This window comes from Fundidesulfovibrio terrae, assembly GCF_022808915.1.
Classification (GTDB): Bacteria; Desulfobacterota; Desulfovibrionia; order Desulfovibrionales; family Desulfovibrionaceae; genus Fundidesulfovibrio; species Fundidesulfovibrio terrae.
On the sequence record NZ_JAKZFS010000001.1, the window covers coordinates 1,446,550 to 1,459,600 of the forward strand.

The 13,051-nt window shown below is 64.3% G+C and carries 19 protein-coding genes; 14 read left to right on the forward strand and 5 right to left on the reverse strand.

The features are described from left to right. Positions 1 to 6: 6 nt before the first annotated feature. From ML540_RS06750 to ML540_RS06760, 3 genes are read left to right on the forward strand one after another with little or no spacing between them, the layout of a single operon-like run. A complete protein-coding gene (locus ML540_RS06750) occupies positions 7 to 663 on the forward strand; it encodes a sensor histidine kinase (protein WP_243359521.1) in 657 nt (218 codons plus the stop codon). A 43-nt stretch (positions 664 to 706) separates the two neighbouring features. Continuing rightward, positions 707 to 1,156, forward strand: a complete 450-nt coding sequence (locus ML540_RS06755) for a response regulator (protein ID WP_243359522.1) — start codon at positions 707 to 709, stop codon at positions 1,154 to 1,156. A 13-nt stretch (positions 1,157 to 1,169) separates the two neighbouring features. Then, positions 1,170 to 2,276: a sensor histidine kinase gene (locus ML540_RS06760; protein ID WP_243359523.1), complete on the forward strand. Its 1,107-nt coding sequence runs from the start codon at positions 1,170 to 1,172 to the stop codon at positions 2,274 to 2,276. 77 nt (positions 2,277 to 2,353) lie between these two features. Here ML540_RS06760 and ML540_RS06765 read toward each other — a convergent pair whose 3' ends face one another. From ML540_RS06765 to ML540_RS06785, 5 genes are all read right to left on the reverse strand, one after another. Then, complete coding sequence (locus ML540_RS06765) at positions 2,354 to 3,292, reverse strand: hypothetical protein (RefSeq protein ID WP_243359524.1); 939 nt, start codon at positions 3,290 to 3,292, stop codon at positions 2,354 to 2,356. Beyond that, a complete protein-coding gene (locus ML540_RS06770; RefSeq protein WP_243359525.1) occupies positions 3,289 to 4,047 on the reverse strand; it encodes a substrate-binding periplasmic protein in 759 nt (252 codons plus the stop codon). Before ML540_RS06770 ends, ML540_RS06765 begins: the two co-directional genes overlap by 4 nt. 82 nt (positions 4,048 to 4,129) lie before the next feature. Continuing rightward, the gene (locus ML540_RS06775; protein WP_243359526.1) at positions 4,130 to 4,471 is read right to left on the reverse strand and encodes a hypothetical protein; all 342 of its coding nucleotides are present in this window, start codon (positions 4,469 to 4,471) and stop codon (positions 4,130 to 4,132) included. A gap of 56 nt (positions 4,472 to 4,527) precedes the next feature. Further along, positions 4,528 to 5,016, reverse strand: coding sequence for a D-glycero-beta-D-manno-heptose 1-phosphate adenylyltransferase (gene rfaE2, locus ML540_RS06780; protein ID WP_243359528.1), 489 nt, complete (start codon positions 5,014 to 5,016; stop codon positions 4,528 to 4,530). A 61-nt stretch (positions 5,017 to 5,077) separates the two neighbouring features. Next, positions 5,078 to 5,863: a YkgJ family cysteine cluster protein gene (locus tag ML540_RS06785; RefSeq protein WP_243359530.1), complete on the reverse strand. Its 786-nt coding sequence runs from the start codon at positions 5,861 to 5,863 to the stop codon at positions 5,078 to 5,080. A 95-nt stretch (positions 5,864 to 5,958) separates the two neighbouring features. Here ML540_RS06785 and ML540_RS06790 point away from each other — a divergent pair, with 95 nt between their 5' ends. From ML540_RS06790 to ML540_RS06840, 11 genes are all read left to right on the forward strand, one after another. Beyond that, positions 5,959 to 6,375: an ATP-binding protein gene (locus tag ML540_RS06790; RefSeq protein ID WP_243359531.1), complete on the forward strand. Its 417-nt coding sequence runs from the start codon at positions 5,959 to 5,961 to the stop codon at positions 6,373 to 6,375. A gap of 9 nt (positions 6,376 to 6,384) precedes the next feature. Further along, on the forward strand, positions 6,385 to 6,723 hold the full coding sequence (locus ML540_RS06795) for an STAS domain-containing protein (protein ID WP_243359532.1): 339 nt from the start codon (positions 6,385 to 6,387) through the stop codon (positions 6,721 to 6,723). A 3-nt stretch (positions 6,724 to 6,726) separates the two neighbouring features. Beyond that, complete coding sequence (locus ML540_RS06800; RefSeq protein WP_243359533.1) at positions 6,727 to 7,350, forward strand: hypothetical protein; 624 nt, start codon at positions 6,727 to 6,729, stop codon at positions 7,348 to 7,350. 5 nt (positions 7,351 to 7,355) lie between these two features. Continuing rightward, complete coding sequence (locus ML540_RS06805; protein WP_243359534.1) at positions 7,356 to 7,817, forward strand: hypothetical protein; 462 nt, start codon at positions 7,356 to 7,358, stop codon at positions 7,815 to 7,817. A gap of 57 nt (positions 7,818 to 7,874) precedes the next feature. Next, positions 7,875 to 8,321 carry a hypothetical protein gene (locus ML540_RS06810; RefSeq protein WP_243359535.1) on the forward strand — a complete coding sequence of 149 codons (447 nt, stop codon included), beginning with the start codon at positions 7,875 to 7,877 and terminating at the stop codon, positions 8,319 to 8,321. A 181-nt stretch (positions 8,322 to 8,502) separates the two neighbouring features. Further along, positions 8,503 to 8,820, forward strand: a complete 318-nt coding sequence (gene rpsF, locus ML540_RS06815) for a 30S ribosomal protein S6 (protein WP_243359536.1) — start codon at positions 8,503 to 8,505, stop codon at positions 8,818 to 8,820. Between the two features lie 3 nt (positions 8,821 to 8,823). Beyond that, a complete protein-coding gene (rpsR, locus tag ML540_RS06820) occupies positions 8,824 to 9,084 on the forward strand; it encodes a 30S ribosomal protein S18 (protein WP_243359537.1) in 261 nt (86 codons plus the stop codon). Between the two features lie 19 nt (positions 9,085 to 9,103). Beyond that, complete coding sequence (rplI, locus tag ML540_RS06825; protein ID WP_243359654.1) at positions 9,104 to 9,613, forward strand: 50S ribosomal protein L9; 510 nt, start codon at positions 9,104 to 9,106, stop codon at positions 9,611 to 9,613. Further along, positions 9,582 to 11,036 carry a replicative DNA helicase gene (gene dnaB / locus ML540_RS06830; protein WP_423747881.1) on the forward strand — a complete coding sequence of 485 codons (1,455 nt, stop codon included), beginning with the start codon at positions 9,582 to 9,584 and terminating at the stop codon, positions 11,034 to 11,036. Before rplI ends, dnaB begins: the two co-directional genes overlap by 32 nt. A 136-nt stretch (positions 11,037 to 11,172) precedes the next feature. Then, on the forward strand, positions 11,173 to 12,468 hold the full coding sequence (locus ML540_RS06835) for a phenylacetate--CoA ligase family protein (RefSeq protein ID WP_243359538.1): 1,296 nt from the start codon (positions 11,173 to 11,175) through the stop codon (positions 12,466 to 12,468). Between the two features lie 13 nt (positions 12,469 to 12,481). Then, positions 12,482 to 13,018 (forward strand): DUF456 domain-containing protein, encoded by a 537-nt coding sequence (locus ML540_RS06840; RefSeq protein ID WP_243359540.1) that lies wholly within the window; start codon positions 12,482 to 12,484, stop codon positions 13,016 to 13,018. The last annotated feature ends 33 nt before the right edge of the window (positions 13,019 to 13,051 follow it).

The window sequence follows — 13,051 nt, forward strand, 5'->3', positions numbered from 1 at the left end:
AACACCATGAACAAGGCCAGATTCATGGGCCGCATGGCCGCCACCGTGAGCCACGATCTCTGCAACGTGCTGGCCACCATCCAGCAGGCTTCGGGGCTGCTGGCGGACTACCTGGCCCTGTCGCGCAAGGAGACGCTCAAGTCCATGGGGATTCGGCCCAAGTTCAAGTACAACGACAAGTTCGAGGAGATCATCGCCCAGGTGCAGGCCCAGGTGAACCGGGGGCAGGACATGTGCGACCAGTTGAGCCGGCTGGCCCACTCCCCGGACGAGGGCCAGGACAGCGCCGATCTGGCCCAGGCGGTGGAGCTTCTGGTGAAGCTGTCGAGCCGGGTGGCCAAGAAGCACAAGGTGAGGCTCCTGGTGATGCCGGCGCCCATGTGCTGCAGGGCCAAGGTGAATCTGGTGGAGGTGCTGGCGGGCCTGGAGGCGGCGCTCCTGGCGATCGCCAGGGAATGCCGGGAAGGGCAGGGCGACATCGTGTTCGCCCCCGGCGGCGGCGAGGGATGCGTGCACGTGGATATTCTTTGCCAGGCCCTGGGCCAGGGTGACTGCGAGTCCCTGGCCGGGTCCCTGTGCAGCGGCGGGTCCGGCCCGTACAAGGCCGAGGCCGTTCAAGGCGGGGTGCGCCTGGTTTTCGAACAAGCCGGGTGTCAGGCGTAATCGAGTGGGGCGCATACGCGCCAAACGTTGGAAGGAGACGGTAATGAACAAAATCAAGCTGCTTCTCGTGGACGATGAAGAGAACTTCGTCAACACCCTGGCCGAGCGCATGAAGATGCGCGACGTGCCCTCCAAGGTGGTCTATTCCGGCGAAGCCGCACTGGACGTGGTCAAGACCCAGGAGCCCGACGTCATGGTTCTGGACTTGCGCATGCCCGGCATCGACGGCATGGAGGTGCTGCGCAAGGTGCGCGCCACCAACCCCAAGGTGCAGATCATCATCCTCACCGGCCACGGCACGGACCTGGACGAGGAAGAGGCCCGCAAGCTGGGCGCTTTCCACTACCACAAGAAGCCCATCGACATCGACGAGCTGCTGGGCACGGTGAAGAAAGCCTACCGCCAGCGCATCGAGGATGCCATGGTCGTGGCGGCCCTGGCCGAGGAAGGCGATTTCGAGTCGGCCCAGAAGGTGCTCGACGAGGACAAATAACGCGGAGGGGGCCATGCGCCCCAAGACCCTGCTCATCGACGATGAGCACGACTTCGTCCGGCTGTTGGCCACGCGCCTGGAGGCCCGGGATTTCCCGGTTCTGACGGCCTTTGACGCCTCGCAGGGCCTGGGGCTCGTGGAGAGCCAGGCCCCGCCGGTGGTGGTGCTGGACGTGAACCTGCCGGATCGCAGCGGCCTGGAGGTGCTCCGCGAGATCAAGGAGCGCTGGCCGCTGGTCCAGGTGGTGATGCTCACGGGGCAGGCCGACGTGGCCACGGCCGTCACGGGCATGAAGCTCGGGGCCATGGACTACCTGGTCAAGCCCGTGGACATCGACCCGCTGGTGCGGGTTCTGGAGCGCGCCGGTTCCCGCAGGCTGGACCAGGAGGAAAGCCTGCGAATGATCGAGACGGGCAAGCTGGCGGCCCTCGGGCGGCTGGCCGAGGGCGTGGCCCACGAGATCAACAACCCGGTGAACACCATGATGCAGAAGGCCCAGTGGGCCCAGGAGCTGCTCGAGGATTTCGATTACAGCCCAAGCGACGACACCCTGCCCGAGGTGCGCGCGGAGCTCGAGGCCATCGTGCGCCAGGCCCGGCGCTGCCGGGACATCGTGGCCAAGCTCATGAGCCTGGGCGGGCGCGTGGACCCTCGAGCGGGCGAGTTCGATCCCCGGGACGCGGTGCGCGCGGTGCTGGAAGGCGTGCGCGAGCGGGCAGCCTCCCTGGGCGTGCGGCTCGAAACCCGCTTCGATGCGGACGTGGCCCAGGCGCTCCTGCCGCGCGCCGAGATAGAGCAGGTGCTGCGCCATCTGGCGGACAACGCCCTGGACGCCATGGCTTCCGGGGGCGGGATTCTCACCGTGACCGTGCGCGACCAGGAAGCGTCCTCGGTGCGCATCGAGGTGGCGGACATGGGCTGCGGCGTGTCCCCTGGCATCGAGGACCGCCTTTTCGAACCCTTCTTTTCCACCAAGGACGTGGGTCAGGGCTCTGGCCTGGGCCTGTCCATCTGCCACGGCATCCTGAAATCGTTGGGCGGCGACGTCACCTTCGTGCGCCCGGACGGCCCCGGGGCCGTGTTCGCCGTGACCCTGCCGATCGGCCCCTCGCGCGCCTGACGCCCCTATACGGGATTCCAAAGGGACTTGTCTCTTTGGCCGCCGGAGGCTTCCCCCGTCCGCCTTTCCTTGCCCCTCTATCCTCCCGGTCCGCCTAGAGCCGCTATCACTTCTTCCCCGTCTTCCATGGCCCCCAGGTCGGTCTCGGTCATTCCGGACAGGGTCCAGGAGGGGCGTCCGGTCACGGCCTGGCAGACCGCGTCCAGCAGGGCCAGCTCGCGGCGGACCTGGTCAGGGTGGGGCAGGGAGACGCGCGCTCCCTGGGCCATCATGATCTCGAAGCTGGACTTGGCCAGGGCGTCGTGGAAATCCCGGGCGCGCCTGAGCAGCGTGGTGAGTTCGAAGTATTTGGCGCCCAGGCGGTCCATGGCGGGTGCGTCCGGGGGCAGGGCGCTAAGGTACCCGACGGTCCAGTCCAGCAGCTCGAGCAGGCCTTCCTCGGTGGCGCTTGCCAACAGGGCGGCCAGGAAGGCCGTGCGGTCCGGCGTCCAGTCCAGGCGGCAGTGCCTGAGGCGGGATTTGATCTCCCATCCCGTCAGCCCTGGCGGGGCGGATGAGCCGGCTTGGTCCTCCCGGGCGGGAAAGCGATCTTCGACGGTCCGCGCCAGCAGGCGCGGGGGCGTGTGCGCGAGGCGCAGGCGCGAGACGAAAGCCCGGGCTTGGCCCGGTTCCAGGGTGATGGACACGCACTCGCCTCCGGGCAGGATGGCCGCGGCCGCGCAACAACCGTCCTCCACCGTATCCGCGACGCGGGCCGCTTCCTCGGGTGAGCAGGCGGCCTCCTCGATTATGGGTTCGAGCCGCGCCAGCTGGGCGTCGCTCGGGAAAAGCAGCAGCCCGGCCAGGGTGGTCGCGTCGGGACTGTCCGGCTCGGCCAGGATGCCCCGGAGTCCGCCCGCCGTGCCCTCCCCGTGGGTGGAGGCGGCGAATTCGAGGATGGAGGCGTCCTGCTCGAGGCCCTTCGAGAGCAGACGCGCGAGGGCCTGGGCAAGACGAGGAACGTGCTCCCCGCTCATCGGGCGCGTCGGGGGACGACCCCCAGCTTCGTGATGGCCGCGTTGATGCGCTGGATGGTCTCGTCGCCGGTGGCCTTGCTGAACATGAGATAGCGGGTGTTGCCTTTGGGAAGGTCGCTTAAGGGGAGCTGGACGATGTCGTCCGGGGCGAGTCCTGCCAGGCAGGCCAACGTGTTGGCTTCCTCGGGGTTGACCAGCATGTAGTCGAAGCGTCGCGCTGCGAGCATCCGCATGAGCTGCTCCTGCGACCCCTGCACGCGCATGGGCGGGATGGGCATCGCCGCGAGCAGGGCATCCGTTTTGGGGCCGTAGGAGAACGATTCGATGATCCCCAGGGTGAGGTCCTTTTCCGTGGCAAGCCGCGTGAAGGTCGACGTGGCGGCGGGCGGCTGCTTGCCGGACTTGAGGAACACGGCCAGCATGGGCATGTCCTGGTAGATGGGGAGGCTGAACTTGTAGAGCCGCTCACGCTCGGGGGTCTTGAACCAGCCCACGGCGCAGGCTGAAGTCTCTCCGGTGGCGAGCTCCTGGAGAATCCGGCGCGCGGGCATGGACTGGAACTCGAATTCCAGGCCGGCTTCCGTGAGAATCTCGCGGGTCCGGTGGATGAGAAAGCCGCTGGGTTGTGCTTCGAGGGTGGCGTAGTAGGGCGGGCGCTCGAAGTAGTAGACCTTGAGCGGGCCTGACAGGGCCAGCCTGGGCAAGGCGCACACGGCGGCCGATACAGCCAGTAAGGTCAGGATCGCGCGAGGCATGTCCCACTCCTGCCGAAACACTGCGGGATCAAGGCTACTCCGGATTCACGCTTTGCGCAAATCCAGGGAGGGCGCGCGCGGCTTATTTGGGCAGGGATTTCACGAACAGGTTCAGGTTGCCGAACTTGTCCTTGAACACGTCGCCGGTGAGGGTCACTTCCTTGTTCTTGTACGTCTGCTGGAAGGCGGAGAGGGCTTCGAGGCTGACGTCCTCGGGGGTCCAGACGGAATAGCTGGTGCCGTCTGCGGTGACGATCCACAGCCCCTCGCCGTCCTCCTCGCCCACCACCGCGGTGATGGGGGAGTCCTTGGCGATAAGCTGCATGTCGGGCTCGCCCTGGGCCAGGGCCTGCCCGGCGCAAAACATAAGGATGACGGCTGTGATGGCCGTGAAACGCAAGAAAGCGGCAATGTGACCGTGCATGGCAACCCCTCCGAAACGGGCCGCGTTTTACGCCTGCAAGTTTTAAGCGTCAAGCTTCACAGGCTTTTGATGCGCTCGATGAGAACCGTGGTGGAAAAGCCCGGCAGAAGCGGCAGGCTCTTAACCGTTCCCCCGGCGGCCTCAACGGCCTCGCGTCCCACGATGGACGCCACGGGCCAGTCCCCGCCCTTGACCAGCACGTCGGGCAGGACGGCCTCGATGAGCGCAAGCGGGGTCGGCTCGTCGAACATGGTGACGAAATCCACGCTGGCGAGGCCGGCCAGCACAAGCGCCCTGTCCTCGAAGGGCACCACCGGGCGCGTGGGCCCCTTGAGCCCCCGCACCGAGGCGTCGGAATTGAGCCCCAGCACCAGGATGTCCCCCAAGGCCCTGGCGCGGGCCAACAGGTCCACGTGGCCGGGGTGCAGCAGGTCGAAGCAGCCGTTGGTGAAGACCACCTTGCGGCCCGGACGCAGGGGCGCAAGGAGCCCCGGAAGCTCGTCGCGCGGCGCGATCTTGCTCAGCAAGGACGCGACCGGGCGCATCAGGAACCTCCCCGGAGCGCAGGCCAGGCTCGCGCCCGGCGGAAGCGGCGGTCCACGGCCATCAGACCTTCTTCCTCAGGTTGCGCTCCAGGCCGAAAAGCACCAGCCCCAGCCAGTCCATGGCGAACGTGAGGCGCTCGGTCTCGTCGGCCAGCACTGCTCCGGCGCGCTCCGGGGTGACGTCCAGGCGCGTGAGCATGCCGGTGTTGGACAGGAAATCCTTGAAGGCGTCCACGTTGTAGGCCGCCAGGAAGACCATGTTGGCCTGCTTCTGGTCGAGCCTGGCCGCGCGGTTCCTGGCCTCGGCCAGGAGGAGCATGTAGCGGTCGTTGTGGCTGTTGTATTCCTGAAGGTCCTGGTCGTTCAGCCAGTCCGCCGAGGTCCAGGACTTGTCCTGCTCGAATCCCCGGCAGTGGGGCTCTTGCACCACGAAGAACTGCTCGATCACCTCGCCGTCGGGGCCGGTCTTGGTGGCCCTGCCGAGAGGATAGGTCCGGCAGGCTCCGGGGCGGCCCGGATAGACCGAGCATCCCTCGCGGGTGACGAAGGGGCAGGGCGAGCCCGGGATGTCGTCTAGCATGCGCAGGCGCAGCATGGGGAATCCCGTGTCCGGAGCCTGGGCCACCAGGACGTGGCGGGCGATGAAGTCGCGGCTCGAAAGGCCGAGTCGGGCGCGAAGGCGCAGCACGTCGTAGGGCGTGAGCATGAGCGAAAGGTCCGAGCAGCAGGCGTTGAAGCAGGGGACCTGGGGGTGGCAGGCGAACTGGAAGCTCTGGCCGGGCTCAAGCTCCGGCAGGCTCGCCAGGAAGGCCTGGGTGGCGTCGTTGTCGTGTTCGTGTGTGGACATGATTTCATGACTCTAACACCCGGCCAGCCGCTTTGAAAACCAGAAAACGGCCTCGTGCGTTGACACCGTGCGGTCTTCATGGAACACAAACAGCCATGAGCGAGCAGTTGAGCCTGCGCATCGGCAACAGCCTTCCGGAACTGGACCGGCTGCATTCGGAGGTGGAATGCTTCCTGGCGCGATGCGGCGTGGGCGGCCGGACTGCCTACCACATCCAGCTTGCCCTGGATGAGCTGGTCACGAACGTCATCTGCTACGCTTTCGACGTCCAGGGCGGACACTCCGTGGAGGTGCTCCTGGAACGCGGTCCGGATACCGTGGACATGACCATCCGCGACGCGGGCAAGCCCTTCAATCCTCTCCTGGCCCCCGCTCCGGACCTGGACGCCTCGCCGGAAGCCAGGCGCGTGGGCGGACTGGGCATCCATTTCGTGCGCACCACCATGGACCGGCTGTCCTACGAGCGCAAGGACGGCATGAACATCCTGCACTTAAGCAAGAAGACCACCTAGGAGTTTGCGATGCACATCGACGTGACCACCGCCGGGCCAGTGACCGTCCTCAAGATAGACGGCCGTTTGGACTCCAATACGTCCAAGGAACTCGAAGACACGGTGATGGGGCTGGTCACGTCCGGGACCACTCGGCTGCTCATGGATTTCGGCGGGGTGGATTACATCAACTCCAGCGGCCTGCGCGTTTTGCTCATGGCCTTCCAGCACCTCAAGAAGGGCGGCGGGGCGCTGCACCTGTGCGACATCAAGGACTACATGCGCGAGGTGTTCGAGATTTCCGGCTACAACGAGATTTTCCCCATCTTCGCCGGCCAGCCCGAGGCGCTGGCCGCCTTCCCGGGGTGAGTCGTGAGGACCGCCGCATGGGGACCCTTCCTGGCCGTGGCGTTCGTGCTCGCCCTGGCGTGCCCGTCCGCCGCTCCGGCACATGACGCGCCGCAGGAACTGGCGGGCTTCCGCCTGGGGACGGACGTCAAGGACTACCCCGGCAAGATCGAAATGACCGCGGCGGACATCGACCTGGACCGGCAGTACCTCTCCACCCGGGCGATGAAACCGGTGGCGGGCTTCCGCTCCGGCTACGTCACCTCGGGCTCGTGCGCCCAGCCCGGGCGCATCGCGCGCATCAAGATGAACTACGACGACGGCTCCATGGCCTTCTACGAGAAGCTCTTGGCCGCCATGAAGCAGCGCTACGGCGAGCCGCAGCAGTGGCGCGGCAACCCCTTCGGGACGCTTCGCATCTGGAAATGGAGCATCAAGGACGCCGAACTCGGCGACATTTCCGTGATCCTGCAGCGTTATTCCGGCGAGGACGACTCCTTCACCAAGGGGAACTCCATCCGCATCGCGGCAAACGGGCTCCTGGACGAGGAGGCCGCCTGCTGGCGCAAGAAGCACCCTGAGGAGAAGATCACCAAGCCCGCTCCCCCGGCCAAGCCGTTGGACCTGGAGTATTTCCTGCCGAAGTGACGTGTTTGAAAGTGATTATTAAAATGCGCTCTGTCGGAAATAAATCGATTGAATATCAGTGGAGAAAACTTGGCTTCTTTTATGACGTGGACGAAGAGCAGAAACAATGGATATTCGTCGGGTCAAAAAGTGGTTTGCTGAAATTGCATGCGATCTTGAACGAGTATTCAAGAAGCAAGCAGTACCGCAAGATATCCTCCCATGAGCATTACGGACCATATCTTTATTTGAAGATAATGACCTGGGAGAGTCCAGGAGTAGACAGGGATTCCATCCATGGAAGCCAGGCGGATATCGGGAGGCTTGCTGATATTGTTTTGAATAGGTTGAATGGATCGGCTCCTGGTGATATATTTGTTGTCAAAGATGAATATGCGCAGGAAAGCGATTATTGTATTGCTTTTGCGGTAAAAGGAGGTGGATTTGATCCTGCGACGGTTGATATGAAAAGTTTCATGAATAAATGAAGCAAATATTTTTTGTATTTATCCCTCCTGGTTTTTATCGCCTCAGAGTGCCAATCGGTGGCCGCTGAGGGCGTTCAAGTTTTCAGTCAAGGAGAGATCGTACTTGAATGTTCCATTGGTTACTCAAAGGCGCGCGTAAGAGTTACCACGCATGAAGTCGATATCGGCAAGGCGGGTGACCCCTGGCCGGAAAAGAAAATGTCGAGCTGCACGTATAGCAGATTTCCGTGCAGCGTTGTTGACGGCATTGACCTGTTTGTTGACGGAAAATCACTCTTTGTTCCGCGATCTGTTTTTAGTGACCTGTCGGATTTAGGCTCTGCGACGTTGAGTGCGGATGGTCCCAGGACGACACTGACCATGAGAGGCGGCGATGCCTCGGAAGCCTATACGGTGGTGATCGTTTTTGACCGTGAAAGAGTTCTCAGACGAGCCGTGTACAGCAGCCTGTCGCCGACTATCCCGTCGCAGGAGACGGTTTACAATACGATCGTGGTTGAATGATGTCCACGAATGGGGAGTGCGTGCTGCGTGCCGCCCTTGGTTCGCCTCCGCTGGGGTGATGACTTTGCCTCGGAACGCGCTCTCGGTCTTGACACCCCCTCCAAACTCGCCTAATCATCCCCGTTCGCCTTGCTCTTCCCCTGCCTCAGGGGGAAGGGCCACAGCCCAAAAGGAGGATCACATGAGGAAGTATGAGACGCTTCTGCTCTTGAGCCCCGAGCTCAACGCGGAAAGCAAGAAGACCGTCATCGACACCATGGTCGGCATCATCGAGCGCGAAGAAGGCTCCATGCTGACCGTCGACGACTGGGGAACCAAGGACTTGGCTTATCCGGTGCGCAAGTTCGTGCGCGGCCAGTACGTCCGCATGGAGTACGCCGCCCCCGGCAAGGCTGTCGCCGAGCTGGAGCGCATCGTGCGCATCACCGACGGCATCTTCAAGTTCGTCACCGTCAAGCTGGCCGACAAGTTCGTGCCCGCCGCTCCCGTGGAGGCCTAATCCATGTCCTTCAAGAAGAAATTCACCCCCAAGAAAAAGTTCTGCCGGTTCTGCGCCAACAAGAACCTGCCCCTGGACTACAAGCGCCCCGACATCCTGCGCGACTTCATCACCGAGCGCGGCAAGATCATCGCCCGGCGCATCACCGGCACCTGCGCCAAGTGCCAGCGCAGGCTCACCACCCAGATCAAGCGCGCACGCCAGATGGCCCTCATCTACTACACGGCCACCCACAGCGCCGAACTTCTCAAGAAGATGCAGTAGGAGTTAAGCCATGGCAGCCATGAAACTCATTTTGCGCGCCGATATGGAAAACCTGGGCAAACTTGGCGACATCGTCGCCGTGAAGCCCGGCTACGGCCGCAACTATCTGATCCCCCAGGGCCTGGCCATGATGGCCAGCAAGTCCAACCTCAAGGTCTTCGAGCTGGAGCGCAAGAAGCTCCAGGCCAAGATGGACTCCCTGCGTTCCTCCGCGTCCGACCTGGCCTCCAAGATCGCCGGCGCCACCGTGACCATCGAAGTGCGCGTGGGCGAGGGTGACAAGCTGTACGGCTCCGTCACCTCGGCCATGATCGCCGACGGCCTCGAGGCCCAGGGCATCGTCGTGGACCGCAAGAAGATCGTCCTGGACGATCCCATCCGCTCCATCGGCGTGCACGAAGTGGAAGTGAAGCTCCACGCCGACGTGCGCGGCACCATCCGCGTGATGGTCTGCCGTCAGGGCGAGAAACTCATCGAAGAAACCGCGGCTGAAGAAAGTGGACAGCAGTCCGCCGAAGCCGAAGCGTAAGACCCGTCGCGGGGCGGGCGAGCCTGACGGCCAGCTCGCCCCGCAGACTTTGGAACGGGTCTCCGGCGATCTCCTTCGCCGCGTTCCCCCGCACAGCCCGGAGGCCGAACAGTCCGTGCTGGGGGGGATTCTCCTCAAGAATTCCACGCTCCACAATCTCATCGACATCCTGGGGGAGGACGACTTCTATTCCCCAGTGCACCGCTCTATCTATCAGGCCTGCCTGGAGCTCAACCGCCGCTCCGTGGCCGTCGATTTGGTCACCCTGGCAGACGAGCTTTCCCGCATGGGCAAGCTCGACGAGGTGGGCGGCCCCGTGTACCTGGCGGAGCTGGCTTCCTCCACGGTGAGCGCGGCCAACGCCACCCACCACGCCGAGATCGTGCGCGACAAGTCCGTCAAGCGCCGCCTCATCTCCACCGCCTCCGACATCATCGAGAAGGTCTTCGACGGGGCCGAGGACACCGACGCCCTGCTGGACGCCTCCGAACAGGCCGTGTTCGCCATCTCCGACTCCAAAAAGACCGGCGTGCTCAGCTCCAGCAAGGTCCTGGTGGAGCAGGTGTTCGAGCAGCTCACCAAGCGCGTGGAGAACAAGGAAGTGGTCACGGGCGTGCCCACCGGCTACTACTCCTTCGACGAGTACACGGCCGGCCTGCAGCCCTCCGACCTGATCATCATCGCGGGCCGCCCCTCCATGGGCAAGACCGCCTTCGCCATGAACCTGGCCATGCGCGCGGCCTGCATGTACACCACCCCCACCGCCGTCTTCTCCCTGGAGATGAGCAAAGAGCAGATCATGATGCGCATGCTCTGTTGCTGGGGCAAGGTAGACCTTTCCAAGCTGCGCAAGGGCCGCCTGGACGACACCGACTGGGCCAGGCTCTACGAGGCGGCCAACGCGCTCTCTCCCGCGCCCATCTTCGTGGATGACACTCCGGCCCTCTCCACCATGGAGGTGCGCGCCCGCTGCCGCCGCCTGAAGGCCGAACACGGCCTGGGCTTGGTGGTGGTGGACTACCTGCAGCTCATGCGCTCGGCTCGCCGCGTGGACTCGCGCGAGCAGGAAATTTCCGACATCTCCCGGAACCTGAAGGCCCTGGCCAAGGAAATGCACGTGCCGGTCATCGCGCTCTCCCAGCTCAACCGCAAGGTGGAAGAGCGTAGCGACAAGCGCCCCATGATGAGCGACCTTCGCGAATCGGGCGCCATCGAGCAAGACGCGGACATGATCATCTTCCTGTACCGCGAGGCCGCCTACAAGAAGAAGGACGAGCTGACCCCCGACGACAACGTGGCCGAGATCATCATCGGCAAGCAGCGAAACGGCCCCACCGGCATGGTCAAGCTGCGTTTCTTCCGGGAGTCCACGTCGTTCGAGAACCCGACGGACATCCCGCCGCCCTCGGAATACGGGGAATAGGCTGGAGAGGCTGACTGAGCAGCGAAGAAGCCTCCGGCGGCCAAAGGGGCCAGCCCCTTTGGAATCCCTTATGGTTATGACATGGGCGTGCTGCCGGCCTGGATATGGGCGGCGAAACGCCGCGAAGGCAGAGCGCATGTATTACGACAAAGCCGAGTCCCTTTCCCGAGACGAGATTTCCCGCCTGCAACTCTCGCGTCTGCGCACCACCTGCGAGCGCGCGGCCCGCTCCAGGCTCTATTCCCGCAAGTTTACCGGGCACGGCGTTCGCCCCGAGGACGTGAAGACCCTGGACGACCTGCGCCGCCTGCCCTTCACCACCAAGCAGGACCTGCGCGACTCCTACCCTGACGGGCTCAACACCGTGCCCACCGAGAAGATGGTGCGCATGCACGTCTCTTCCGGCACCACCGGCACCCCCACCGTGGTCTACCACACCGCGTCCGACATCTGCTGGTGGTCCTCCATGGTGGCGCGTTGCATGCACATGACCGGCATGCGACCAAACGACGTGTTCCAGAACACAACCAGCTACGGCCTGTTCACCGGCGGGCTCGGCATGCACTACGGCGCGGAGCGGCTGGGCTGCCTGGCCATCCCCATGGGCGCGGGCAACACCCAGCGGCAGCTGAAGCTCATCCAGGATTTCAAGGTCACGGCCCTGCACATCATCCCGTCCTACGCCCTGTACCTGGCCAACTTCTGCGCGCAGCAGGGCATCGACCCCAAAAGCCTCGGGGTGCGCATCGCCCTGGTGGGCGCGGAGCCGTATTCGGAGGAGACACGCCGCCGCCTGGAGGACATCTTCGGGTTCAGGGCGTTCAACTCCTATGGCCTCTCCGAGATGAACGGCCCGGGCGTGGCCTTCGAGTGCCCGGAACAAAACGGCATGCACCTGTGGGAAGACGCCTACCTGGCCGAGATCATTGACCCGGAGACGCTTGAGCCGGTCGCTCCCGGCGAAGTGGGCGAACTGGTGCTGACCACCCTGTGCCGCGAGGGCATGCCCATCGTGCGCTACCGCACCCGCGACCTGACCCGCATCCTGCCGGGCGGCTGCCCCTGCGGCCGCAGCCACGTGCGCATCGACCGCATCACCGGCCGCTCCGACGACCTCATCATCATCAAGGGAGTGAACATCTATCCCATGCAGATCGAACAGGTGCTCATGAGCCTGCCCGAGGTGGGCCAGAACTACCTGATCGAGCTGTACCGCGAAGGTCCCATCGACCAGATCCGCATCAAGGTGGAGGTCAAGGAGGAGTACTTCGTGGAGGACATGCGCTCGCTCAACGCCCTCAAGCAGAAGATCGCCCACAAGCTGCGCGACGAGATACTGGTGACTCCCAAGGTGGACCTGGTGGAGCACAACACCCTGCCCAAGAGCGAGGGCAAGGCCCAGCGCGTGGTGGACAACCGGGAGCCTGAGTAGGCGGGGAGCAGTCATGGAATACGTCTTCGCATCCCTCTACATCCTGGTCCTGCTGGCCGTGCTGGGGCTCAACGTCCTGGGGCTTCCCGCCAACTGGATCATCCTGGGGCTGGCCTGGGTGTGGGGCGTCATCCACCCGGGCCTTCAGCTCGGCTGGGGCTTCTACGGCCCGCTCATCGCCTTCGCTACGCTTGGCGAGATCATCGAATTCGGCGCGCAGTTCTACGGCGCGAAGAGATACGGCGGATCGAGCAAGGGCAACATAGGGGCCTTCATCGGGGCCATCGCCGGGGCCATCTTCTGCGCCCCCTTCCTGCTGGGCTTCGGGGCGCTCATCGGCGCGGTCGGCGGAGCCTATGTGGGCTGCTTCGTGTTCGAGCGCCTGCACGGCCGCCCCGCCCATGAAGCCTGGCACGCCGCCAAGGGCGCCATGTGGGGCCGGGTGCTGGGCTTCGTGGTCAAGACGGGCCTCGGCGGCGGCATGCTGGCCATGGCCGCCCGCGCCGCCTGGCCCACCGCCCGCCAAATGGTGACCATGCTTGGCATTTGACGCCACCAAGGGTATCAGGTTCCGCAACTCCAC

What these genes read in the sequence shown, in the direction of transcription:
- ML540_RS06835 (WP_243359538.1), top strand. Translation starts at nt 11,173, where the DNA reads ATGTATTACGACAAAGCCGAGTCCCTTTCCCGAGACGAGATTTCCCGC.
- rpsF (WP_243359536.1), top strand. Translation starts at nt 8,503, where the DNA reads ATGAGGAAGTATGAGACGCTTCTGCTCTTGAGCCCCGAGCTCAACGCG.
- ML540_RS06795 (WP_243359532.1), top strand. Translation starts at nt 6,385, where the DNA reads ATGCACATCGACGTGACCACCGCCGGGCCAGTGACCGTCCTCAAGATA.
- ML540_RS06760 (WP_243359523.1), top strand. Translation starts at nt 1,170, where the DNA reads ATGCGCCCCAAGACCCTGCTCATCGACGATGAGCACGACTTCGTCCGG.
- rfaE2 (WP_243359528.1), bottom strand. Translation starts at nt 5,016, where the DNA reads ATGCGCCCGGTCGCGTCCTTGCTGAGCAAGATCGCGCCGCGCGACGAG.
- rpsR (WP_243359537.1), top strand. Translation starts at nt 8,824, where the DNA reads ATGTCCTTCAAGAAGAAATTCACCCCCAAGAAAAAGTTCTGCCGGTTC.
- ML540_RS06755 (WP_243359522.1), top strand. Translation starts at nt 707, where the DNA reads ATGAACAAAATCAAGCTGCTTCTCGTGGACGATGAAGAGAACTTCGTC.
- ML540_RS06765 (WP_243359524.1), bottom strand. Translation starts at nt 3,292, where the DNA reads ATGAGCGGGGAGCACGTTCCTCGTCTTGCCCAGGCCCTCGCGCGTCTG.
- ML540_RS06840 (WP_243359540.1), top strand. Translation starts at nt 12,482, where the DNA reads ATGGAATACGTCTTCGCATCCCTCTACATCCTGGTCCTGCTGGCCGTG.
- ML540_RS06750 (WP_243359521.1), top strand. Translation starts at nt 7, where the DNA reads ATGAACAAGGCCAGATTCATGGGCCGCATGGCCGCCACCGTGAGCCAC.
- ML540_RS06785 (WP_243359530.1), bottom strand. Translation starts at nt 5,863, where the DNA reads ATGTCCACACACGAACACGACAACGACGCCACCCAGGCCTTCCTGGCG.
- ML540_RS06790 (WP_243359531.1), top strand. Translation starts at nt 5,959, where the DNA reads ATGAGCGAGCAGTTGAGCCTGCGCATCGGCAACAGCCTTCCGGAACTG.
- ML540_RS06770 (WP_243359525.1), bottom strand. Translation starts at nt 4,047, where the DNA reads ATGCCTCGCGCGATCCTGACCTTACTGGCTGTATCGGCCGCCGTGTGC.
- ML540_RS06775 (WP_243359526.1), bottom strand. Translation starts at nt 4,471, where the DNA reads ATGCACGGTCACATTGCCGCTTTCTTGCGTTTCACGGCCATCACAGCC.
- rplI (WP_243359654.1), top strand. Translation starts at nt 9,104, where the DNA reads ATGAAACTCATTTTGCGCGCCGATATGGAAAACCTGGGCAAACTTGGC.